The organism is Burkholderia pulmonis, assembly GCF_984667975.1.
The window spans coordinates 804210-825719 of sequence record NZ_OZ480188.1 but is presented as its reverse complement, the minus strand read 5'-3'; the positions used below and the strand labels follow the sequence as shown (position 1 = coordinate 825719).

Below are 21510 nucleotides of genomic sequence, written 5' to 3'. Positions count from 1 at the left end.
GTGGCGCCGCCTGGCATCGGCGGGCGGCCGGCGGCGCCCGCGCCCGCGTCTAGTGCGGCAACCGCAGGATCGGCTTGAGCGTGATGCCTTTGTTGCTGTCCTCGGCGGCCTGGTTGATCTGCTCGAGCGGATAGAACTTCACCAGCCGGTCGAACGGAAACCGGCCTTGCAGGTGCAACTGCACGAGTTGCGGAATGAACGTCTGCGGCACGCTGTCGCCTTCGACGATGCCGCGGATCGTATGGCCCCCGAGCAGCAGGCTGTTCACGTCGAATTCGGCCTTCGTGCCGAGCTTCGGCGCGCCGACCACGCCCATCGCGCCGCGCGAGCCGAGCGCGTCGATCCCTTGCGACAGCACGGCCGGCAGCCCGGTCGATTCGAGCGCGTAGTCGACGCCGCCGCCGGTGATCTCGCGGATCGTGCCGACGACGTCGACTTCCCGGCTGTTGATCGCGTGCGTTGCGCCCAACTCCAGCGCGAGCGCGAGCCGCGACGGCACGATGTCGACGGCGATGATGGTGGTGGCGCCGGCGATGCGCGCGGCCATCACGGCGCTCATGCCGACCGCGCCCGCGCCGAAGCTCGCGAAGCTGCTGCCGGTGCGCACCGCGAGCGAATGGATGACGGCGCCCGCGCCGGTCTGGATTCCGCAGCCGAGCGGGCCGAGCAGTTCGAGCGGCGCTTCCTTCGGCACCTTGATGGCGTTGTTCTCGCGTGCGAGCGCGTAGCTCGCGAACGACGACTGCGCGAAGAAATGATCGTGCAGCGGTTGTCCGGCCGCGTCGCGGATGGCCGTCTGCCCGTCGCCATCGGCGCCGCCGAAGTTCAGCGCGAAGAACTGCCGGCAATACGCGCCGTGACCGCCGGCGCACGATGCGCAGTGGCCGCACGCGCCGTAGGTCAGCACGACGTGATCGCCGGCGGCGAGCGTTTTCACATTCGGGCCGACCGCCTCCACCACGCCGGCGCCTTCGTGACCGAGCACGGCCGGTAGCGGTACCGGGTAGTACTGGTCGCGCACGATCAGGTCGGTATGGCACAAGCCGGTCGCGACGACGCGCACCAGCACTTCGTCGCCGCGCGGCGCGCGGATCCGCGCCGGTTCGATCGAGAAGGGCGCGCCGGCGGCGCGCGCGACGGCCGCGGTGACGGCGCGTGTATCGTTTTCGGTGTACATGGTCGGTCTCCTCGTCAGATCGGGTACAGCGGCGCTTCGCCCTTGATCGTCAGCCACTGCCACTGGGTGAATTCCTCCCAGTTTGCCGCCCCGCCGATGCTCGAGCCATTGCCCGAGGCGCCGACGCCGCCGAACGGGTTGATCACTTCGTCGTTGACCGTCTGGTCATTGATGTGCAGCAGCCCCGTGTTCAAGCGCTCGCCGATCCTCAGCGCGCGGCCGACGTCGGCGGACAGGATCGCCATCGACAGCCCGTATTCGGTCCGGTTCGCGAGTGCGATCGCGTCTTCGTCGGTATCGAACGGCACGACGATCGCGACCGGCCCGAAGATTTCCTCTTCGAACGCCGGATTGCCCGGCGCGACGCCGCTCAGCACGGTCGGCTCGAAAAACAGGCCGTGATGGTCGCCGCCCGTCTCGACGCGGGCGCCCGCGCGTCGGGCCGCGTCGACCACGCTCGCCGCATGGTCGCGTTGCGCGGCGTCGATCAGCGGGCCGAGGCCGACATCGCCGGTGGCCGGGTCGCCGACGCGCAGGCTTCGTGCCTTCTCGACGAGCTTCGCGACGAAGCGGTCGTGAATGGCGCGTTGCACGAGCACGCGGCCGGTCGCCATGCAGATCTGGCCTTGATGCAGATACGCGCCCCATGCGGTGTTGGCAACGGCGCGATCGAGGTCGGCGTCGTCGAGCACGATCATCGAATTCTTGCCGCCGAGCTCGAGCGACACCTTTTTCAGATGGCGGCCCGCCGCTTCGCCGACCTTGCGCCCGGCCGCGGTGGAGCCGGTGAACTGGATCATCGCGATGTGCGGATCGGCGACCAGCGCCGCGCCGGCCGCGCCGTCGCCGGGCAGCACGTGCAGCACGCCTTCCGGCAAGCCGGCAAGTTCGAACATGCGCGCGATCGCGACGCCGCCGCACACGGCGGTGCGCGGATCGGGCTTCAGCACGACTGCGTTGCCGAGCGCGAGCGCCGGCGCGACCGCGCGTATCGCGAGATACAGCGGGAAGTTGAACGGCGAGATCACGCCGACCACGCCGCGCGGGCGGCGCCGCGCGAGCGACAGCCGGCCGGCTGCCGACGGCAGCACTTCGCCGGCCGCGCGCGACGGCAACCCGGCGGCTTCGTGCAGCGCCTTGATCGTGATCGACGTTTCGAACGACGCTTTCGCGCGCGTCGAGCCGCTTTCGCGCACGAGCCAGTCGACGATCGCGTCGAAATGCACTTCGGCGGCGGCTGCCGCGCGACGCAGCACCGCCGCGCGCTCGTCGTAGGGCAGCGCGAACCACGCGGGCTGTGCGTGATGTGCGGCCGCGGCGGCTTCGGCGATGGCCGCGCTGTCGGCGACGCCGATGCGGCCGAGCGTGGTGCCGGTCGCGGGTTCGATCACGTCGGCCGCGTGCGCGCTTGCGTGCCAGCGTCCGTTGAAGGTCTTGCCGCGCCAGATGTCGGTGTCGAAGAGTGCGGTGTTGCTGCTGCTATCCATGTACGCTCCTGAGGAATTCGGATCAGCCGGATCGGGGTGCTTGCCTGGGCGTCGACCGGCATGCGCGCGAGGTTAGGCGGGCGCGGCGAAGCGGGGCTATCCGGGTTTCTTCCCAGCCGTGGAGGGCGCGTGGGGTGGGGGGTGTCTGCGAGGTTGTGTGCGGAAACTGAACAGTCGGCGTGCGGGGTGTGCGGGTTGTTGCCGCACGCTGTTTGGTGACACGGCAGGTTATGGCTGGTGTTGTGCGACGTGTGTCGTATCTGACGGCTCGGCGCGCAATCCTGCGCTCACGCTTTGTCGGAGCGGTAGTGACCGACCCACTGCCGCCGGTCGCGCGGTTGGGCGTGCAAGGGCAGCTAACGATGTGGTCCGGCCACTCACGCCGGCGTCTTGGGGCAAGGAGTCCACTCGGTCGAAGTTGCCGCTCGCCTATCTCCGCCGGATTGTCTGCTTCGCCGCGCGAACCGGACTTCGCCTCGGCCGTCTACCACACCCCATAGAACACCCCAGCGTTCTTGTACTGATGTGTGCCGCGCTCGACGTCATCATGCATGACGGTGGTGCGATTGCGCAGTCCGATGGACCAAGCCAGCAGGCGCTCGCGCATGGCTTGTCGCACGTTGTCAAACGTCGGGTCGGTGCCGAGGTCGACGAATTCGTCGGGGTCGTTGCACAGGTCAAAGAGTTGCGGCGCGAAGCCGTCCCAGTGAATGTATTTCCACGCGTCGGTGCGAACCATCCAACCGCGGCATGCGTCGGGGCGGCGGCCGAGGATCTGGCGAGCCTGCCGATAGGCGTAATCAAGCTCGGAGTAGACCGCATCTCGCCAAGGCGCTTGCGTTCCGGCGTTGCGCGTAAGCGCAAGCAGCGAGCGACCTTCAATGCGATGATCGGGAATGGGTATACCCAGCGCGTCCAGGAGCGTCGGCACGGTGTCGATGGCCTCGACGAAGCGTGCGTCGCTGCGGCCGCGCGTGGCGTCGGCCTCGGGTGACGGATCGTAGACGATATACGGCACGCGCTGCACGGTGTCGTAGAACAATTCCTTCTCGCCAAGCCAGTGATCGCCGAGGAAGTCGCCGTGGTCGGCGGTGAAGACGATGAGCGTGTCCTTCCAGCGTCCAAGCCTGTCGAGCGTTTCCCACAGTCGCCCAAGATGATCGTCGAGCTGGCTTATCAGGCCCTGGTAAGCCGGCCGCACCTTGGCGATGACCTCGTCGCGCATGAAATTGGCGCATTCCTCCTGCTGGAAGTAGGCTCCCGTCACCGGGTGTGGCGCTTCGCGCTCACGCACAGCGCGCCGCACCGGCAGGCATTGTTCGAGTGTGTACTTGTTGTGGTACGGCGCTGGTGCCATGTACGGCCAGTGAGGCTTGACATACGACAGGTGCATCGCCCACGGCGTATCGCCCTGGCGTTCGATGAAACGAATCGCCTGGTCGGTGGTATAGGCTGTTTCGGAGTCGGCTTCGCGCACGCGTGCGGGCAGGTGCGCATTGCGCATGTGCCAGCCGCTGACGATGCGGCCCTGTTCGTCTTCGGCCGAGATCACAAAGTCTGTCCACGGATCGTCGCTTGCGTAGCCGTGTTGGCGAAGATATTCAGCGTAGCCGCCGGCAGGTTCGGCGTGGTGGCCGTCGTAGCGGTCGACCAGCGTGAAATGGCCCTCGCGCAGCAGCGCGCCAAGCGCATTGCCGCCGTCCAGGTGCAAGCGCTTCAGGCCGTGGTTGTCCGGCATCATGTGCGTCTTGCCAACCAGCGCCAGCTTCATGTCGCGCGCGGCAAGGTATTCGCCCAGTGTGATTTCGTCGATCGACAGTGGCACGCGGTTCCACGTCGCGCCATGGCTGGCAACATAGCGTCCTGTGTAGAACGACATTCGCGACGGACCGCACACACCGGACTGGACGAACGCGCGCTCGAATTTCACGCCACGCCGGGCCAGACCGTCGATATTGGGGGTGGCCAGGTAGGGATGCCCATAGCACGACAGGTGGTCCGCCCGCAGCTGGTCACACATTACGAAAAGCACGTTGCGGATCGATGACATCGTAGGTATCCGAATTGAAATGAGGCGGCGACATTCAGCCCGACGACGGGCCATTGCTGGCGCCGAACCGTATGCCGGTCGCGCGACGCGTCAGGTCGGGCATCGGCCACAATGCGATGAGACCGATAAGCATCGCCACCGTCACGAAGTAGGCCGGCATCATTTTGTCGCCGGTTGAGCTGATCAGCCAGGTGACGAGAAACGGCGAGAAGCCGCCGAACAGCGTGGTGGCCACGTTGTAGGAAATTGACAGGCCCGTGGCGCGCACCTGCGCGGGGAACAGTTCGGCCAGCGCAGTCGACGCAGGGCCCAGCGCTGCAGCCATCAGCACTGCGAACACTACCTCGGCCGCGAGCAATCTCGGCAGGCTCGGCGCGGCGACGAGCCAAAGGAACAGCGGGTAGATGGTCAGCACGTACAGTGCCATCGAGGCGCCCATCACTGGTTTGCGCCCGATGCGATCAGACAGCAGCCCGAACAGCGGAATCAGGATCATGCGCAGCGTGCCGGTGACCATCAGCACGATGAACGGTACGGACACCGGCAGCTTCAGCTGGCTCACCGCATACATCGGCAGGTACACGTTGAGCACATATTGGGCGACCGAACTGGCGATGACCAGCCCGAACGCGATCCATAGCGCCGCCTGATGTTCGCGCCAGACCGTGGCGAGCGTCGAGCTAGGCTTGCCAGGCACGGCGGCGCGCACGTCGTCGTTGGCGTCCTGACAGGCCGGCGGCTCGTGCAGCCGGGTGCGGATATAGAAACCGACCGGACCGATTAGCATGCCGAACAGGAACGGCACGCGCCAACCCCACGCATCGAGTGCGCTGGCGCTCAGCCCGCGCGTGACCAGGGCACCCATCAGCGCGGCTGTCACCGCGGCGACGAACTGGCCGAAGTTCTGCCAGCTTCCGTAGAAGCCGCGCCGATGAGGTGGCGCGTATTCGATCAGCATCGCTGTGGCACTGCCGAACTCGCCGCCGGCCGACAGGCCCTGCAGCAGTCGCGCCAGCACCACGATGATGGGCGCGGCGATGCCGAGCGTCGCGTAACCAGGTGTGAGCGCCATCATCGCCGAGGACAGTGTCATCAGCAGGATCACCAGCGACAGCGCGGCCTTGCGCCCGGCACGGTCGGCGTAGATGCCCAGCAGGATGCCGCCGATCGGTCGCATCAGGAACGCACTGCCGAACGTCGCGGTGGACAGCAGCATCGATACCGTCGGGTTCGACGATGGAAAGAACTGCCGCGCGATGATCACCGACAGGAAGCCGAAGACGATGAAGTCGTACCACTCGAATGCGTTGCCGATGGTGGCGGCGACGATCGCTCGGCGGTTGGCGCGGGGCAGGGCGTGGCTGGCTGGCATGGTGGAATCCTCCTGTCGGCGGCCGGACTCCTGGGTGGGCGCCTGCTATGTCTCGTGTCTGAGTTGTTGTCGTTGCCGTCTGGGCGCTCAGGGCTGTCCAGGGGCAAGCGATGATGATTGTGTGGATTTACATCGTTACCGTCCAATGAGATATTGCCTTCAAATCATGAAATAAAGGTTATGAATCGATGGACTCCGCATCGTCCGGCGCGTCGCTCGAACGCAGCGCGATCGAGAGCTATTTTTCCCGCCAGTTGAAGCTGCGGCACCTGCAGTTGCTCGTGGCACTGGCCGATCGCCAGACGGTCGGCAAGGTCGCCGACGCGCTGCACGTGACGCAGCCGGCCGTCTCGAAGATGCTCAACGAAATGGAAAAGGGTATCGGCGTGCCGCTGTTCGAGCGTGATGGCCGCCGCATCCGGCCCACGGCCTACGGCGAGTGTCTGATCCGCCACGCGCGCGAACTGTTGCTGCACGCGCAGCGTGCCAGCGAGGAACTGCACGCGATGACCAGCGGCATCGGCGGTCGCGTTGAGGTGGGTGTGCTGTCGGTGGCTGCGCCGATCCTGCTGCCGACGGCCGTGGCGCTGTTCAAGCAGCGCTCACCGACCGCTACGGTGTGCTTGCACGAAGGCACGCTCGATCAACTCGTGCCGGCGCTGCGTGCGGGTCAGATCGACATGATCGTGGGTCGCCTGGCGCGTGGACTCGCCGCGCCGGAATTCACCAGCGAGCCGCTGTTCGACGACCCGACGGTTATCGTGGTGGCGCGCACGCACCCGCTGGCGGGCCGCAAACGCATCAAGTGGGCCGACCTGGCCGGGCTGGCGTGGATCCTGCCGAGCGCCGGCGCGCCGATGCATCGGCACCTGCTGTCGGTGCTGGAGATGCATGGCGTGGGAACGCCGCTCAACACCATCGAGTCGGTGGTGATCGACGCCAACGTGGGCATGCTGCAGACGTATCCGGTGCTGGGTCTGCTGCCGCGCTCGCTGGCGCGGCATCACGAGGAGGCCGGTGCGCTGAAGATCCTGCCATTGCGCCTCGGTGCCGCGCTCGGCCCGGTCAGCACCACATGGCGTGCCGATGCCGACGACACGCCGGCCACCGCGCTGTTTCGCGCCTGCTTGAGTGAAGCGGCAAAGGCTGCGCGGAGTTGAGGCAATCGCGCGTTATGTCACCCGCGGGCAACCGGACAGTTTGCTGACCCGGCTTGCAGCTACGGGTTGAAAATACGGATCCTCTGGCGGTGATCCCTGCCTTTTGCCGCCGCGGTAGTGCGAATGCCTGGAAAACGCCCTGTAGTTGCCTCATTGACTCAGTTCCCTCAATGTTCGCGAAGGCCAGCGAGCAGCACTTCGCGATTGCGCATTGAATGACCTGGTCCGGAGAGAAACCGACGCCTGAGTGTCTGACCGACGGTGCGAATGAACGACGGTTCCTGGCCGATCCCGGTCCGACGTCAACCTTGCGGAGTAGGCCGCCCTTGATCGGTCCGCGTCCGGCAGAACTCGACCCACAGCGGTCCTTCAATGTTCCCCGAAGCAGACGTTGGAGACCGGCACGTGGTCGAGGCAAAAGGCGGGCTTATCTGGATCGAGGAATGAGTTGTGCGACCTGGGAGCACTTTCAAACGGTTGCCAGAACCAGACGCGTGGGTGCCACGCCGATATGCAGTCCGTCGGTGCGGTTCGCGAGATAGCGCTGGTTCAACTCGTCCGGAGTCCAGGTGTTGCTATGGCTGAAGCCCAACGCAATCAACATCTCGACCAGGGCGGCCGGTTCAAAGAAGCTCTTCCACGGCTCGCCGCGTTCGGCGAACTGCGCCGTCAACTGCTCCATCGCGATACGCATGATTGGCGGCAAACTGGACAGCGGCATCGCATATTCGAACAGGACCGCGCTTCCTTTGGCACAGCGGGCAATAAAGCGCAAGGTCTCATTGACGGCGGACTCGTCGAGATACATCGCCACGCCGAGCCAACTGAACATGGCCGGCGCTCCCGCATCGAAACCGGCCCGCGCGAGACCCTCTGCAAGACCGACGTGCTCGAAGTCGACTGGCACGAAATGCAGCGACGGTGGCACTGCAATGCCAACTTCCCGCAGGCGCGATCGCTTCCACACCTGCGTCGTCGGCAGGTCGACCTCGAAGATACGACCCGGTGCATCGGGATGCCGGTACGCGCTGGTATCGAGTCCCGCGCCGAGGACCACATACTGGCGAATCCCGCGTTCGATTGCGTCGGCCCATGCGTCGTCGGCAAGCCGGCTGCGTACAACCACCGAACTGCGCAGTCCCACCGCCGTCGGATGGCGGAACTTGTCGATGTTGTCACGCAAAGCCTGCGCTTCGGAGGTGCCGAGGATGGTCAGTGCAACGGGATCGTCAAGCACCAACGGCCGCTCAAGCAGCTGATGCGCGGCCCGCTGCGACGCCACCATCAACGCGCTCGGCTTCGGTCCGGCGTTGAGCGGTGTCATGTCTTGGCCAACGATATGCGCCTTGTGCAGATAGGCCAACAGAGCATCATCGAGGCCGACTCCGAGTTGCAGATCCGGTTCACGCATCAAAACATCGCGCACGCGCGCTTCCAGGACTGCGTCATCCCCGCAGAAGCTGTCGCGAAACAGCTGCTGCCAGCGCGTGACGATCGCCTGCACCGGTGCGGCGTTGGCGCTGACGCCTGCCTCCATTTGTGCCCGCAATTCGACCACCAGCGCCGGCCAGGCCCGACTTTTCGTCGTCGCGAACTGCCGAGTCCGCACCTCGTCGATCTGCCCCGGATCGAGGTACCTCGCGAACAGCGAACAGCGCGCGTGCGTGAACGCTTCGTCGATCCATTCCAGCATCTCCACCGTAATTCCGACGATATCCCGGGCGCGCGGCTCGCCCAGTTGCATCATCATCAACTTGGTCGCAAGCGCCGGGTCATTGCGGGTCATTCGGATCACCAGCCGGATCCAGCGCCAGGCTAATGCCTGGGCAGCATCGCTTTCCGTCGGTAGGGCCTGCTGCACGGCAACGCGGACCTCGTCGATGAGCCCGGTCCATGATGGATCCATTGGCGGCACCGTATTCGGCCCGGATGCCATCAGCGCGTCGAGTTCGTCGTCATCTAGGTGCTTTTGGTACATGTTCATCAGCTCCAGAGCGTTCAGCCAGTCGACCGCCGTGGTCTCGCTGCCGGCGGCGATCATGTCCACGATGTGTTGCAAGTGACGACTGAGGCGCTGCGCACGCAATGCCTGCGCGTTGAGCTCCTTGATCTGGCGCTGCAAAAGCTCTAGCGGTACGCCGGCCAGTTGACCATCGAGGCTGGCTTTGATGTCCGGAAGCGAATACCCGAACCGTTTCAGCGCCTCGATACGATGCAGCCGCGTGAGATCGTCCCGCCCATACAGGCGCGCGCCACCGTCGGTGCGCTGCGAGGGCGACAGTAGCCCGATTGCGTCGTAGTGATGCAAAGCCCGGACGCTCACCCCCGCCTTCTTCGCCAGTTCGCCGATTTTTAGTCGCATTGCTTTCTCAGTCGTCGGTGTCAACCATAGAAGCTGACGTAGCGTCAGGTGCAAGTGAAATCGACGCGTCGGTGCGCACCGAAGGGGCATGCCATGAACAGTCGTCTCTCTCGGACTTTTATGCAGATATTGTCGCTATATTTCCGGGTTATTGAACGACCGTAAGTGGCCGGAACCCGCCTGATGTGGCTCTATTGCACTACACCGCGTCTTTCATTCTTCACACCGAGAAGAGTCCGCCGGGACGATGGTCCAATGGTATCGCTCGACCAGTTGCTCGGCTACGGATCGCACTCTATCGTTCCACTGCGCTTCAGCCGCCCGGATACGGACATCCTCTCGCGCTAAAGCTTCAGGCGCCCAGTAGGCTCTAACTTCGCCAACAGGCAGGTCGTCGGTCTCCGACGCGATCGCATTGAATAATTGAAATACTGGTTCTTCTTCGACCTTGGTCCATCTTGCTAATGGCAGCATGGCCCTCGCTGTTTCAATGACACCCAGACGACCTTCGAGAAAATCTGACGCGCTAGCGTGAATCATTCGACAATTCTTGCGCCAACGCTCTTCATTCGTAATTCCACCAGGGATCTCTATCTCACGATCCATGGTGGAAGGGCTGCTCGATTCAAGCAAGGGATTGAGGACTTGTAGAACATCAGTTGTTCCGATAAGCCTTGCACCCTCCGCTACTTCGATGCGTCGACCAATCCAAAAGGTGTGGGGGTAAGCTTGTGGTGAGAGAAGCCACACCTCCGCGTGAGCCTGCTGTCCTGTCTCAACGCGGGAAGCATCTATGAATTCGTGGTGGGCAGACGACCAGAAATCGGGCTTTACCTTGTAGATTGGTCTGTAACCAGAAATCACGTACTTCGGCGAGCCATCTGTTCTGAGCGCTGTCAGGGCAAAGTTTACGATCAGGTCAGGCGAACGGGGCGGGCGGGTCATGTTTATGCGTCTGTTCGGTACGAGCGTCTGCCAATTGTCGCCAATCTACGACTGGCTGTCGAACGTCGCATATTGGCCGCTCACGGTCTCATGCGACAGGCATAAGCCGCCTGCATTTGTGAACCATGCGCGCCGATTGCCTTGTGAGAAAATCCGAAGCTCCGAAGCAAAAGGGCGCTCCGAAACGATGAACACTCAAGCGGACATACCGGACCAGGAAGCATGGAATGCGTGGCAACCGGCTGAACTGGCTCAACGGTTGAGCGGTATAGGTTTGCCTTGGTGCATCGCAGGTGGATGGGCCCTCGATCTTTGGCACGGCGCGCAGACTCGCGAACATGGCGATCTGGAATTCACAATATTGCGAGAGAATTTCAGCAGCTTTCGTCGGGCGTTCAGTGATTTGGAGTTCTACACTGCCCACGCTGGCGTGGTCGCAAGTCTGCCGGCAGACCAGCATCCGCCAGCAGAGGTTATGCAATTCTGGGGTTTTGACCGCGCTTTGGAATGTTGGCGAATCGATATGATGATCGAGCCGGGAACCAACGAATTCTGGGCCTACAAGAGAGATCCATCGTTCAAGCGACCTCGCGCCGAAATGGTGATGAGAACCGCTGACGACATCCCTTATCTGAACCCTTCCGCCGTACTTCTTTTCAAGGCTAGGGATCGGCGCCCAAAAGACCAGCAAGATTTCCAGAGAGCGTTGCACAAACTGCCGGTTATCGAACGCGCCTGGCTGAAAGATTGCCTCGATGTACTCCACCCGGGGAATGAATGGGCGCGAGCGCTGTAAAGCGCTACCTAGCGTCTAGCCGTGAGGATTGTCGACGATCTGGCCATGTGCGTCGACTGTCCCTTCCTGGCCGCTTGCCGACGTCCGCGAGGTGCAGTGACCGACGCTGAGCAGCCCTTTGCATTTCTTCAAAACGGACGTTCAGCGCGCGACGGACCTGTCATTCGGCCCGTGCCGGTAATCGTGATGTCGCGCGCTGAAGTCGAATACGTGCCGACTCATCGTGTGACGACGGTGAATTCGTTGCCCCGACCTGGGTTGATCGGGATGGGTTGCGACAGATAGCCGTTCGCGGGATCGCGGACGTATTCGAGGTAAGGGTTCTCGTGATCGAGCGCGTTCTCCGCCAGAATCAGCGCACCGTTTTTCAAATGTGGTTCGATCAACTTCAACACCGGCAGATAGAGGCTAAACGCCCCGTCCAGCAACAACAGATCGACCTCGCCATGCACATCGGCGAGCGTTTGACGAGCATCACCCACGCGGATGTCGACCATCTCGACGAGGCCTGCCGCTGCGAGGTGGGCACGCGCGCGTTCCGCTTTGCTGGGCTCCAGTTCACTCCCGATCAAATGACCACCGCCGTTGTCACGCAATGCTGCTGCCAGATACACGGTGGATACGCCCATCGATGTCCCAAACTCGACAATCCGCGTTGCCTTGCTCGCGCGTGCGCACTGGTAAAGAAAGTGCCCATATTCCGGTGTTACGTTCAGGAAGTTGTCGACATAGCCGTGGTAGAAGCCACGCACGTCCCGACGTTCTTCGGTGAAATGTTTTGCGATGGCGTCGGCCAACATTTGCTCCGGCTGGTCGGCCTCGCTGAACTGTGCGGCCAGCTCACGATCGGCTTGTTTGGCTTGTACAAACATGTGCTGCAAGGTCTGAGCGACGCGTTCGGTGTTGAGTGAGTTCATGGCTTGGCATGGGTGGAAAAGGTTCGGAGATTTTTGACGGACGATGACGGGGCTATTCCCGTTCAAGCAGTCCGTCACTGTCCAAGGGCGATGCTAAAGAGCCTTGCCCTTGGCGGCATCAGGAAATATGGCCAAAATATGTGGAATTCTTGCCAATCAAAAATACGGCTCAATTCCATGCCAGTCCTTAGCCAGTTGTCAGATCCGGCCGAATGGTTGGACCCCGACGATGTGCCTCGTCCAGTGGTGACAGTGGGTGCGACCGGTTTCGACATGAAAGCGCTCGATGAAAAGGCAGTCGCCTTATATCCCGAACGGAAGGAAATGGGCTTTCATCACCATCGCAAGGGCGAACTGTTGCTTGCGATGCAAGGAGTGCTAACGTGTGAAGTGGATGGCGGTTTGTGGATCGTGCCGCCACACAGCGCGATCTGGGTGCCGGGTGGCGTCGTGCATAAGTTCGTCGCCGCCGGCACGCTCGAGTGCTATGTCGCCTTCATCGACCCGAGTGTCGCATCGGACCTGCCGTCGACGTGTTGCGCCCTTACCGCAACACCGCTATTGCGTGAACTGCTTATCCGCTCTGCCAGCCTGCCAACGATGTATGAGAGCGGCGGCATTGAAACCCATCTTGTCACGCTGCTTCTGGATGAAATCGCCATCGCGCCGCTCGGCAACCTTCATCTGCCGATGCCGACGGACAGGCGACTGCGTGGAATGGTCGATATGATCACGGCCAATCCCGCCGACCGGAGTACGATGGCGACGTGGGCGCGACGAGTCGGCATGAGTGAACGCACGATGGCGCGTGCACTCAGCAGTCAAACGGGCATGAGTTTCGGTCGATGGCGACAGCAGCTTCACCTCATGTTGGCCGTACAGTGGCTGGGTGCCGGCGCATCGGTGCAGCAAGTCTCCGATGACCTCGGCTACGAGAGCGCAAGCAGCTTCGTCTCGATGTTCCGTAAAAAATTGGGCTCTCCACCCGCGCGATACATGTCGGAGCGGACGTAATGGGGAAGCGCCTGCAGAGTGTCCGCTATTGGCCGATATCGCCCGTCAGTTGCTGACGAACGACAGGCATCGACACCGAACGTCGACATCCGCCTCCCCGATTCCTTCCGGTTGTTCGCAGAAACCGAAGCCGAAGCCGAAAGCCGAAAGCCGGACGGCCAGCCCCACCATTTTCCCCCTCAGGAAAACCCTGATCGACTCGGCGGGCCGCCGGTTTCGGCCGGTTTTCCCGCTGCCACAAGCCGCCGCCGCGCGCCCCCGCCCAAGCGACACCTCGAATCCGCCCAACCGCGCTCCATCAAGCCTCTCAGCCCGCATACCTAGCCAAAACAGGTATGGTGCACCGCAGTATTCCGCGTGCTGAGCGCGATTTCAATACCGACCAGGTATCAAAAGTTCAGCCCAAAAGTATTGGACGCTCCATTTCTCCGCCGCGTATAAATCCGTTCCATGAACAGCCCCCACGCAGCGTGCCCCATGTCCACCGTCACCATCGAACGCATCGAAACCCGCCTCGTCGATCTGCCGACGATCCGCCCGCACAAGCTGTCGGTGGCGACGATGCACGGCCAGACGCTGATGCTCGTGAAGGTGTTCTGCAGCGACGGCGTGGCGGGTCTCGGCGAAGGCACGACGATTGCCGGCATGGCCTACGGCCCGGAAAGCCCCGAAGCGATGAAACTCGCGATCGACGCGTACCTTGCCCCGGCGATCGTCGGCCGCGACGCAACACGCATCCAGACGCTGATGGCCTTCCTCGGCAAGCTCGCGAAGGTCAACCACTTCGCGAAGAGCGCGCTCGAAACCGCGCTGCTCGACGCGCATGGCAAGCGGCTCGGCGTGCCGGTCAGCGAGCTGCTCGGCGGCCGCCGGCGCGATCGCCTGCCCGTGGCATGGACGCTCGCGTCGGGCGACACGTCCACCGACATCGCCGAAGCCGAGCGGATGCTCGAGCTGCGCCGCCACAACGTATTCAAGCTGAAGATCGGCGCGAAATCGCCGGAGGCGGATATCCGGCACGTGGCCGAGATCAAGCAGGCCGTCGGCGATCGCGCGTCGGTACGCGTCGACGTGAACATGGCGTGGAGCGAAACGCAGGCCGCACGTGCGATTCCCGCGCTGGCCGATGCGGGCTGCGAACTGGTCGAACAGCCGGTTGCGTCGGCCGCGGCGCTGGCGCGCCTGATGCGCCGCTTCCCGGTCGCGCTGATGGCCGACGAAATCCTGCAGGGCCCCGACAGCGCATTCGACATCGCGAAGCATCACGGCGCGGACGTGTTCGCGATCAAGATCGAGCAGAGCGGCGGCCTCTTCGCCGCGCAGCGCGTGGCCGCGATCGCCGATGCCGCCGGCATCGAGCTGTACGGCGGCACGATGCTCGAAGGCGCGTTCAGCACGGTGGCGTCCGCGCACCTGTTCGCGAGTTTCGCGAACCTGCAGTGGGGCACCGAACTGTTCGGGCCGCTGCTGATCACCGAAGAAATCCTGACGCAGCCGCTGGATTACAGCGACTTCGCACTGACCGTGCCGGACGGCCCCGGTCTCGGCATTGAACTCGACGAAGACAAAGTCAGGCGATTCACCCGCGATGGGCTCACGAGAGCCACGCGGTAGCCCGAGTCAGGCAAGGCCGTCATTCCCCCCAATACACGTGGAGACACCATCATGAGCGTCAAAGTTTTCGAAACCCGGGAAGTGCAGGATCTGCTGAAGGCCGCGTCGAACGCAGGCGAGAGCGGCACGAAGGGCGGCAACGCGCGCACGCAGCAGGTCGTGCTGCGCCTGCTCGGCGACCTGTTCAAGGCGATCGACGATCTCGACATCACGCCCGACGAAGTGTGGGCCGGCGTCAACTACCTGAACAAGCTCGGTCAGGATGGCGAAGCGGCGCTGCTCGCGGCCGGCCTCGGCCTCGAGAAGTTTCTCGACATCCGGATGGACGCCGAGGACAAGGCCGTCGGCCTCGACGGCGGCACGCCGCGCACGATCGAAGGGCCGCTGTATGTGGCCGGCGCACCGGTGCGCGACGGCGTGTCGAAGATCGACCTCGACGCGGACGAAGGCGCGGGCCCGCTCGTGATCCACGGCACGGTCACGGGCCTCGACGGCAAGCCGGTTGCGGGCGCGGTGGTCGAATGCTGGCACGCGAATTCGAAGGGCTTCTACTCGCACTTCGACCCGACCGGCGCGCAGACCGACTTCAACCTGCGCGGCGCGGTGAAGACGGGCGCCGACGGCAAGTACGCATTCCACACGCTGATGCCGGTCGGCTACGGCTGCCCGCCGCAAGGCGCGACGCAGCTGCTGCTGGACGGCCTCGGCCGCCACGGCAACCGTCCCGCGCACGTGCACTTCTTCGTCGCCAGCGACGATCACCGCAAGCTGACGACGCAGTTCAACATCGACGGCGATCCGCTGATCTGGGATGACTTCGCGTATGCGACGCGCGAGGAGCTGATTCCGCCCGTGGTCGACAAGACCGGCGGCACGGCGCTCGGCATGAAGGCCGATGCTTACCAGGACATCGAGTTCAACTTCGTGCTGACGCCGCGGGTGCAGGGCAAGGACAACCAGGTCGTCCACCGCCTGCGCGCCGCCGCGAACGCATAACCGCCCGCCGGCGCGGCGCGCAGGCGCCGCCGCCGGAAGGGTTCCCGCGAGATTCAACCGATACCGATGCGAGCGTGCTTGCAGGACGCGGCACGCGCATGGAAGGAGCCATCATGTCCGCCACGATCGACCACCCCAACGAACTGGATCACCTGCTCGCCACCGCGGTGCAGGACGACAGGGAAGCCGGCGTCTTCCGCTGCCGCCGCGACATCTTCACGAACGAGGAACTGTACGAGCTCGAGATGAAGCACATCTTCGAGGGCAACTGGGTGTACCTGGCGCACGAAAGCCAGATTCCGGCCAACAACGACTACTACACGACATGGATCGGCCGCCAGCCGATCGTGATCACGCGCGACAAGACGGGCGAACTGCACGCGGTCATCAATGCGTGCGCCCACAAGGGCGCGATGCTGTGCCGTCGCAAGCACGGCAACAAGGGCAGCTTCACGTGCCCGTTCCACGGCTGGACCTTCTCGAACACCGGCAAGCTGCTGAAGGTGAAGGACGAGAAGACGACCGAGTACCCCGTGCAGTTCAACACGCACGGCTCGCACGACCTGAAGAAGGTCGCGCGCTTCGCGAACTATCGCGGCTTCCTGTTCGGCAGCCTCAGCGCCGACGTGCAGCCGCTCGAGGACTACCTCGGCGAAGCGCGCGTGATCATCGACCAGATCGTCGACCAGGCGCCGGACGGGCTCGAGGTGTTGCGCGGCAACTCGTCCTACATCTACGAAGGCAACTGGAAGATGCAGATGGAGAACGGCTGCGACGGCTACCACGTCAGCACCGTGCACTGGAACTACGCGGCGACGATGGGCCGCCGCAAGGAAGAAGGCACCAAGGCCGTCGACGCGAACAGCTGGAGCAAGTCGGTCGCGGGCGTGTACGGCTTCGACAACGGCCACATCCTGCTGTGGACGCAGACGATGAACCCCGAAGTGCGGCCCGTGTATCAGCACCGCGACGAGATCCGCGCGCGCGTCGGCGACGTGCAGGCCGATTTCATCGTGAACCAGACGCGCAACCTGTGCGTGTACCCGAACGTGTTCCTGATGGACCAGTTCAGCACGCAGATCCGCGTGGTGCGGCCGCTCGGCGTCGACAAGACCGAAGTCACGATCTTCTGCTTCGCGCCGAAGGGCGAGAGCGAAGCCGACCGCACGGTCCGCATCCGCCAGTACGAGGATTTCTTCAACGTGACGGGCATGGGCACCGCCGACGACCTCGAGGAGTTCCGCGCGTGCCAGGCCGGCTATGCGGGCATCACGGCGATGTGGAACGACCTGTCGCGCGGCGCGCCGCTGTGGGTCGACGGGCCGGACGAGAACGCGACGAAGATGGGGCTGAACCCGCGCATTTCCGGCGAGCGCAGCGAGGACGAAGGACTGTTCGTGTGCCAGCACGAGCACTGGGTGCACGTGATGCGCGATGCGCTGAAGAAGGAACGCGGGGAGGTGGCGGCATGAGCTTCGATTACCGGACCCTTTGCGCGGCGCTGTATCGCGAAGCGCGCCTGCTCGACGATCGCGAGTGGGACGAATGGCTGACCTGCTACACGGAGGACGTCACGTACTGGATGCCTGCGTGGGACGACGACGACCGGCCGACCGACGATCACCAGCGCCAGATCTCGCTGATGTACTACCCGGACCGCGGCGGCCTCGAAGATCGCGTGTTCCGGATCAAGACCGAGCGCAGCGGCGCGTCGACGCCCGAGCCGCGCACCAGCCACAACGTGACGAACGTCGAGGTGCTGGCCGAGCGCGACGACGAAGTCGACGTGCGCTACAACTTTCACACGCTGAACCACCGCTACCGCGTGACCGATCACTTCTTCGGCACGATGTTCGTCACGTTGCGCCGGGCGGGCGATGCGCTGCTGATTTCGCACAAGAAGATCGTGCTGAAGAACGACTACATCCGGCAGGTGCTCGACGTCTATCACGTCTGACGCCCGTTGCTTTGTCATGAAAGGAAGTGGAGGTGACGCCATGTCCAGCTACAAGATTGCACTGAATTTCGAGGACGGGGTAACCCGCTTCATCGATTGCAAGGCCGGCGAGAAGGTTCTCGACGCGGCCTTCCGCGCGAAGATCAACCTGCCGATGGATTGCTCCGACGGCGTGTGCGGCACCTGCAAGTGCCGCGCCGAAAGCGGCCGCTACGACCTCGGCGACGACTACATCGACGACGCGCTCACCGAGGACGAAAAGGACGGCGGCCTCGTGCTGACGTGCCAGATGGTGCCGCAAAGCGATTGCGTGATCGCGGTGCCGACGTCGTCGGTCGCGTGCAAGACGGGGCAGAGCGGCTTCGCCGCGACGGTCACGAAGGTCGAGCAGCACAACGATGCGGCCGTCGTGCTCGAACTCGACGTCGGCGCGGCCGCGCCCGTGTTCCTGCCGGGCCAGTACGTGAACATCGACGTGCCGGCGAGCGGCCAGCACCGCTCCTATTCGTTCTCGTCGGCGCCGGCCGACGCGAAGGTCAGCTTCCTGATCAAGAAGATTCCCGGCGGCGTGATGAGCACGTGGCTCGAATCGGCGCAGCCGGGCGACACGCTGGAGCTGCACGGCCCGCTCGGCAGCTTCTACCTGCGCGACGTGCAGCGGCCGCTGCTGTTCCTCGCCGGCGGCACGGGCCTCGCGCCGTTCCTGTCGATGCTGGAGGCGCTGGCGCGCAGCGGGTCGCAGCAGAAGGTGCACCTGATCTACGGCGTGACGCGCGACCTCGATCTCGTGCTGGTCGATGCGATCGAGGCCTACGCGGCGAAGCTGCCGAATTTCAGCTTCGCGACGGTCATTGCGGATACCGGATCGAATCATCCGCGCAAGGGCTGGGTCACGCAGCACATTCCGGCCGATGCGCTGAACGACGGCGACGTCGACGTGTATCTGTGCGGGCCGCCGCCGATGGTCGACGCGGTGCGCAAGTACTTCGACGACGAAGGCGTGAAGCCGAACAGCTTCCACTACGAGAAGTTCACCCCCAACGTCACGGCAAAGGCGGCATGACCATGCAACGATTCTCCGGCAAGGTCGTCGTCGTCACGGGCGCGGCACAGGGCATCGGTCGCGGCGTCGCGCTGCGCGCGGCGGCCGAGGGCGGCAGGGTGCTGTTCGTCGATCGCGCGGATTTTGTCGCCGACGTGGCGGCCGAAGCGCCTCAGGCGGAGACGGCGGGCTTCGTCGCCGATCTCGAAACGTACGAAGGCGCGCACGCGGCGATTGCCTGCGCGGTGCAGAGGTTCGGCGGCATCGACATCCTGATCAACGGCGTCGGCGGCGCGATCCGCATGCGTCCGTTCGCCGAGTTCGAGCCGGCCCAGATCGACGCGGAAATCCGCCGCTCGCTGATGCCGACGCTCTATACGTGCCACGCGGTGCTGCCGCACCTGATCGCGCGCGGCGGCGGCACGATCGTCAACGTCTCGTCGAATGCGACGCGCGGTATCCGCCGCGTGCCGTATTCGGCGGCGAAAGGCGGCGTCAACGCGCTGACCTCGGCGCTCGCGATGGAGTATGCGGAACACAACATCCGCGTCGTGGCCACCGCGCCGGGCGGCACCAGCGCGCCGCCGCGCCGCGTGCCGCGCAATGCGGCCGGCGACACCGAACAGGAACAGGCGTGGATGGGCGAGGCGGTGCGGCAGGTGACGGCATCGACGTACTTCAAGCGCTACGGCAGCCTCGACGAGCAGATCGCGCCGATCCTGTTCCTCGCGTCCGACGAAGCGAGCTACATCACCGGCACGGTGCTGCCGGTCGCGGGCGGCGATACGGGCTGAACGGCATGCCGTTGCTCATCGACCCCCTTCATCGACAACCAGACGGCCGGCGCGAATCGGCCGGCCACGGAGACATCCATGCGTGAACGCAAAGCCATCGTTCCGGCGGGAATGGAAGCAGTGTACGAGAAAATCGGCTATGCGCCGGGCCTGAAGATCGGCGATACGCTGTACGTATCCGGCCAGATCGGCCGCGATGCGGCGATGCAGCTCGTCGAGGGGCGCGAAGCGCAGATCGTGCAGGCGTTCGAGAACCTGAAGCGTGTGCTGGAGGCGGCCGGCGCATCGTTCGATGACGTGGTCGACCTGACGACGTTCCATACCGACATGCGCGACCTGCCGCTGTTCATGCAGGTGCGCGACCGCTATTTCAGCGCGCATCCGAGGCCGGCCTGGACGGCCGTCGGCGCGCACATGCTGGGCGGTTCGCCCGGCTATATCGTCGAGGTCAAGGCGGTGGCCGTGCTGGCGGACTGAGCGCGGCGCTGCCTCGCGGCCTGGCGCCCGCTCAGGCGCGCGAGGCCGGATCGTCGCGGTCCGCGGGCGGCAGGTATGTCATCCCGTGTTCGTCGTACAGGTCGTAGATGAGCCGCAGCATGCGTTCGATGTCGTCGGATTCGTCGAGCATGCGCATGCTCATGATGATCGGCGACACGAGCCTCGCATCGTCCAGTTCGTGATAGGACACGTCGTCGCGCTTGAGCCCGTACACGCTCGTCGGCACGATCGACACGCCTTCGCCCGCCGCGACGAGCCCGAGCGCGATCTGCAGCTCGCGCGTCTCCAGCACGCGCGCCGGCTTGAGCGCACGATCGTGGAACGCGGCGAGCACCTGGTCCGCGTAGCTCGGTCGCGGCGCGTTCGGAAACACGATCAGCGTTTCGTCGAGCAGGTCGTGCAGCGACAGCGCGGCATGCGCGGCGCACAGCCGGTGGCCGAGCGGCAGTGCCGCGATCAGCGGCTCCTCGCGCAGCACGACGCGGCGCACGCTCGGGTCGTTGAGCCGGATGCGCCCGAAGCCCACGTCGATGCGGCCTTCCTTGAGCGCCTTGATCTGGTCCATCGTCGACATCTCGTGCAGGCTCAGCTCGACCTCCGCATGCAGCTGACGATAACGGCGAATCACCTTCGGCAGCATCCCGTACAGCGTCGAGCCGACGAAACCCACCGACAGGCTGCGCTCGATCTTGCCGACGCGGCGCGTCATCGATTCGAGCTCGGCCGTTTGCGCGAGCAACTGCACGGCATGCTGATGAAAGAAGCGGCCGGTCTCGGTGAGTTTCAGCGGGCGCGATTCGCGCTCGAACAGCAGCGCGCCGAGCAGCTGTTCGAGCTGCTGGATCTGCCGGCTCAACGGCGGCTGGGCGATATGCAGCCTTTGCGCGGCGCGCGTGAAGCTGCGCTCCTCGGCGACCGCAACGAAATAGCGCAGATGGCGTAGCTCCATGTTCGTTGGCGTCGAATGGGGAGAAAGGGTGTAAGGCGTGAAAGGGTATCGCCATTCTATGGCAGCTGAGACGCGAGCGTGACCGGTTTTTCGTAAAAATTAGTTCGGCTTGCAGAGCGATTTGTGATGCATCGAAAATGTCGCGCACCAAAGGAGGGCGGCGAGCCGGTGCATACCTCGCAGATATGAACTGATACCCATTCGGTGTTGGACTCGTCATTTTGCGGTCGCTACTATCGCCGCAAACAGGTTGCAAGCCCGAACGGAACCATGCAACAAGGAGACGCCCCCGATCACCTTCCCTTTTGACCGGCGTTCGATTCGCGTGACGTATCGATCTGCCCGGTCGTTCGATCCGGAAATTCCGGATGACTGATCAG

Annotated in this window: 18 protein-coding genes; 10 read left to right on the top strand and 8 right to left on the bottom strand. The window is 64.2% G+C overall.

Annotated features, from left to right (window positions below; translation table 11 throughout):
- Positions 1 to 49: 49 nt before the first annotated feature.
- The 4 genes from AC5LXK_RS35215 to AC5LXK_RS35200 all read right to left on the bottom strand — a co-directional run bounded on the left by AC5LXK_RS35215 (position 50) and on the right by AC5LXK_RS35200 (position 6086).
- Positions 50 to 1177: an NAD(P)-dependent alcohol dehydrogenase gene (locus tag AC5LXK_RS35215; RefSeq protein ID WP_493394250.1), complete on the bottom strand. Its 1128-nt coding sequence runs from the start codon at positions 1175 to 1177 to the stop codon at positions 50 to 52.
- Positions 1178 to 1191: 14 nt separating this feature from the next.
- Positions 1192 to 2664: a benzaldehyde dehydrogenase gene (locus AC5LXK_RS35210; RefSeq protein ID WP_493394249.1), complete on the bottom strand. Its 1473-nt coding sequence runs from the start codon at positions 2662 to 2664 to the stop codon at positions 1192 to 1194.
- Between the two features lie 484 nt (positions 2665 to 3148).
- Positions 3149 to 4714 carry a sulfatase-like hydrolase/transferase gene (locus tag AC5LXK_RS35205; RefSeq protein WP_493394248.1) on the bottom strand — a complete coding sequence of 522 codons (1566 nt, stop codon included), beginning with the start codon at positions 4712 to 4714 and terminating at the stop codon, positions 3149 to 3151.
- A gap of 34 nt (positions 4715 to 4748) precedes the next feature.
- Positions 4749 to 6086, bottom strand: coding sequence for an MFS transporter (locus AC5LXK_RS35200; protein ID WP_493394247.1), 1338 nt, complete (start codon positions 6084 to 6086; stop codon positions 4749 to 4751).
- 188 nt (positions 6087 to 6274) lie between these two features.
- Here AC5LXK_RS35200 and AC5LXK_RS35195 point away from each other — a divergent pair, with 188 nt between their 5' ends.
- Positions 6275 to 7246 (top strand): LysR substrate-binding domain-containing protein, encoded by a 972-nt coding sequence (locus AC5LXK_RS35195; protein WP_493394246.1) that lies wholly within the window; start codon positions 6275 to 6277, stop codon positions 7244 to 7246.
- 469 nt (positions 7247 to 7715) lie between these two features.
- Here AC5LXK_RS35195 and AC5LXK_RS35190 read toward each other — a convergent pair whose 3' ends face one another.
- Together AC5LXK_RS35190 and AC5LXK_RS35185 are read right to left on the bottom strand one after the other, a co-directional pair.
- On the bottom strand, positions 7716 to 9608 hold the full coding sequence (locus AC5LXK_RS35190; protein WP_493394245.1) for an SAM-dependent methyltransferase: 1893 nt from the start codon (positions 9606 to 9608) through the stop codon (positions 7716 to 7718).
- Between the two features lie 213 nt (positions 9609 to 9821).
- Positions 9822 to 10553, bottom strand: a complete 732-nt coding sequence (locus AC5LXK_RS35185; protein ID WP_493394244.1) for a hypothetical protein — start codon at positions 10551 to 10553, stop codon at positions 9822 to 9824.
- Here AC5LXK_RS35185 and AC5LXK_RS35180 point away from each other — a divergent pair.
- Positions 10552 to 11349, top strand: coding sequence for a nucleotidyltransferase domain-containing protein (locus tag AC5LXK_RS35180; RefSeq protein ID WP_493394243.1), 798 nt, complete (start codon positions 10552 to 10554; stop codon positions 11347 to 11349). The genes AC5LXK_RS35185 and AC5LXK_RS35180 overlap by 2 nt on opposite strands.
- A gap of 218 nt (positions 11350 to 11567) precedes the next feature.
- Here AC5LXK_RS35180 and AC5LXK_RS35175 read toward each other — a convergent pair whose 3' ends face one another.
- Positions 11568 to 12266, bottom strand: a complete 699-nt coding sequence (locus AC5LXK_RS35175; RefSeq protein ID WP_493394242.1) for an O-methyltransferase — start codon at positions 12264 to 12266, stop codon at positions 11568 to 11570.
- A gap of 273 nt (positions 12267 to 12539) precedes the next feature.
- On the opposite strand from AC5LXK_RS35175, the gene AC5LXK_RS35170 reads away from it, so the two are divergent.
- The 8 genes from AC5LXK_RS35170 to AC5LXK_RS35135 all read left to right on the top strand — a co-directional run bounded on the left by AC5LXK_RS35170 (position 12540) and on the right by AC5LXK_RS35135 (position 20160).
- Entirely contained in the window at positions 12540 to 13280 is a 741-nt protein-coding gene (locus tag AC5LXK_RS35170) for an AraC family transcriptional regulator (RefSeq protein ID WP_493394241.1), read from the top strand.
- Positions 13281 to 13757: 477 nt separating this feature from the next.
- Positions 13758 to 14894, top strand: coding sequence for a muconate/chloromuconate family cycloisomerase (locus AC5LXK_RS35165; protein ID WP_493394240.1), 1137 nt, complete (start codon positions 13758 to 13760; stop codon positions 14892 to 14894).
- A 51-nt stretch (positions 14895 to 14945) separates the two neighbouring features.
- Positions 14946 to 15890 carry a catechol 1,2-dioxygenase gene (catA, locus tag AC5LXK_RS35160; RefSeq protein ID WP_493394239.1) on the top strand — a complete coding sequence of 315 codons (945 nt, stop codon included), beginning with the start codon at positions 14946 to 14948 and terminating at the stop codon, positions 15888 to 15890.
- A 113-nt stretch (positions 15891 to 16003) separates the two neighbouring features.
- A complete protein-coding gene (locus AC5LXK_RS35155; RefSeq protein WP_493394238.1) occupies positions 16004 to 17362 on the top strand; it encodes a Rieske 2Fe-2S domain-containing protein in 1359 nt (452 codons plus the stop codon).
- Positions 17359 to 17847: a benzoate 1,2-dioxygenase small subunit gene (benB, locus tag AC5LXK_RS35150; RefSeq protein WP_493394237.1), complete on the top strand. Its 489-nt coding sequence runs from the start codon at positions 17359 to 17361 to the stop codon at positions 17845 to 17847. The genes AC5LXK_RS35155 and benB overlap by 4 nt, the downstream gene beginning before the upstream one ends.
- Before the next feature lie 40 nt (positions 17848 to 17887).
- A complete protein-coding gene (gene benC / locus AC5LXK_RS35145) occupies positions 17888 to 18910 on the top strand; it encodes a benzoate 1,2-dioxygenase electron transfer component BenC (protein WP_493394236.1) in 1023 nt (340 codons plus the stop codon).
- Positions 18907 to 19683, top strand: a complete 777-nt coding sequence (gene benD, locus AC5LXK_RS35140) for a benzoate diol dehydrogenase BenD (RefSeq protein WP_493394235.1) — start codon at positions 18907 to 18909, stop codon at positions 19681 to 19683. The genes benC and benD overlap by 4 nt, the downstream gene beginning before the upstream one ends.
- 78 nt (positions 19684 to 19761) lie before the next feature.
- Complete coding sequence (locus tag AC5LXK_RS35135; RefSeq protein WP_493394234.1) at positions 19762 to 20160, top strand: RidA family protein; 399 nt, start codon at positions 19762 to 19764, stop codon at positions 20158 to 20160.
- 31 nt (positions 20161 to 20191) lie between these two features.
- On the opposite strand, the gene AC5LXK_RS35130 is transcribed toward AC5LXK_RS35135, so the two are convergent.
- A complete protein-coding gene (locus tag AC5LXK_RS35130; RefSeq protein WP_493394233.1) occupies positions 20192 to 21130 on the bottom strand; it encodes a LysR family transcriptional regulator in 939 nt (312 codons plus the stop codon).
- Between the last annotated feature and the right edge of the window lie 380 nt (positions 21131 to 21510).

Coding starts and splice junctions, on each gene's coding strand:
- AC5LXK_RS35215 (WP_493394250.1), bottom strand. CDS start 1,177: ATGTACACCGAAAACGATACACGCGCCGTCACCGCGGCCGTCGCGCGC.
- AC5LXK_RS35210 (WP_493394249.1), bottom strand. CDS start 2,664: ATGGATAGCAGCAGCAACACCGCACTCTTCGACACCGACATCTGGCGC.
- AC5LXK_RS35205 (WP_493394248.1), bottom strand. CDS start 4,714: ATGTCATCGATCCGCAACGTGCTTTTCGTAATGTGTGACCAGCTGCGG.
- AC5LXK_RS35200 (WP_493394247.1), bottom strand. CDS start 6,086: ATGCCAGCCAGCCACGCCCTGCCCCGCGCCAACCGCCGAGCGATCGTC.
- AC5LXK_RS35195 (WP_493394246.1), top strand. CDS start 6,275: ATGGACTCCGCATCGTCCGGCGCGTCGCTCGAACGCAGCGCGATCGAG.
- AC5LXK_RS35190 (WP_493394245.1), bottom strand. CDS start 9,608: ATGCGACTAAAAATCGGCGAACTGGCGAAGAAGGCGGGGGTGAGCGTC.
- AC5LXK_RS35180 (WP_493394243.1), top strand. CDS start 10,552: ATGTTTATGCGTCTGTTCGGTACGAGCGTCTGCCAATTGTCGCCAATC.
- AC5LXK_RS35185 (WP_493394244.1), bottom strand. CDS start 10,553: ATGACCCGCCCGCCCCGTTCGCCTGACCTGATCGTAAACTTTGCCCTG.
- AC5LXK_RS35175 (WP_493394242.1), bottom strand. CDS start 12,266: ATGAACTCACTCAACACCGAACGCGTCGCTCAGACCTTGCAGCACATG.
- AC5LXK_RS35170 (WP_493394241.1), top strand. CDS start 12,540: ATGAAAGCGCTCGATGAAAAGGCAGTCGCCTTATATCCCGAACGGAAG.
- AC5LXK_RS35165 (WP_493394240.1), top strand. CDS start 13,758: ATGTCCACCGTCACCATCGAACGCATCGAAACCCGCCTCGTCGATCTG.
- catA (WP_493394239.1), top strand. CDS start 14,946: ATGAGCGTCAAAGTTTTCGAAACCCGGGAAGTGCAGGATCTGCTGAAG.
- AC5LXK_RS35155 (WP_493394238.1), top strand. CDS start 16,004: ATGTCCGCCACGATCGACCACCCCAACGAACTGGATCACCTGCTCGCC.
- benB (WP_493394237.1), top strand. CDS start 17,359: ATGAGCTTCGATTACCGGACCCTTTGCGCGGCGCTGTATCGCGAAGCG.
- benC (WP_493394236.1), top strand. CDS start 17,888: ATGTCCAGCTACAAGATTGCACTGAATTTCGAGGACGGGGTAACCCGC.
- benD (WP_493394235.1), top strand. CDS start 18,907: ATGACCATGCAACGATTCTCCGGCAAGGTCGTCGTCGTCACGGGCGCG.
- AC5LXK_RS35135 (WP_493394234.1), top strand. CDS start 19,762: ATGCGTGAACGCAAAGCCATCGTTCCGGCGGGAATGGAAGCAGTGTAC.
- AC5LXK_RS35130 (WP_493394233.1), bottom strand. CDS start 21,130: ATGGAGCTACGCCATCTGCGCTATTTCGTTGCGGTCGCCGAGGAGCGC.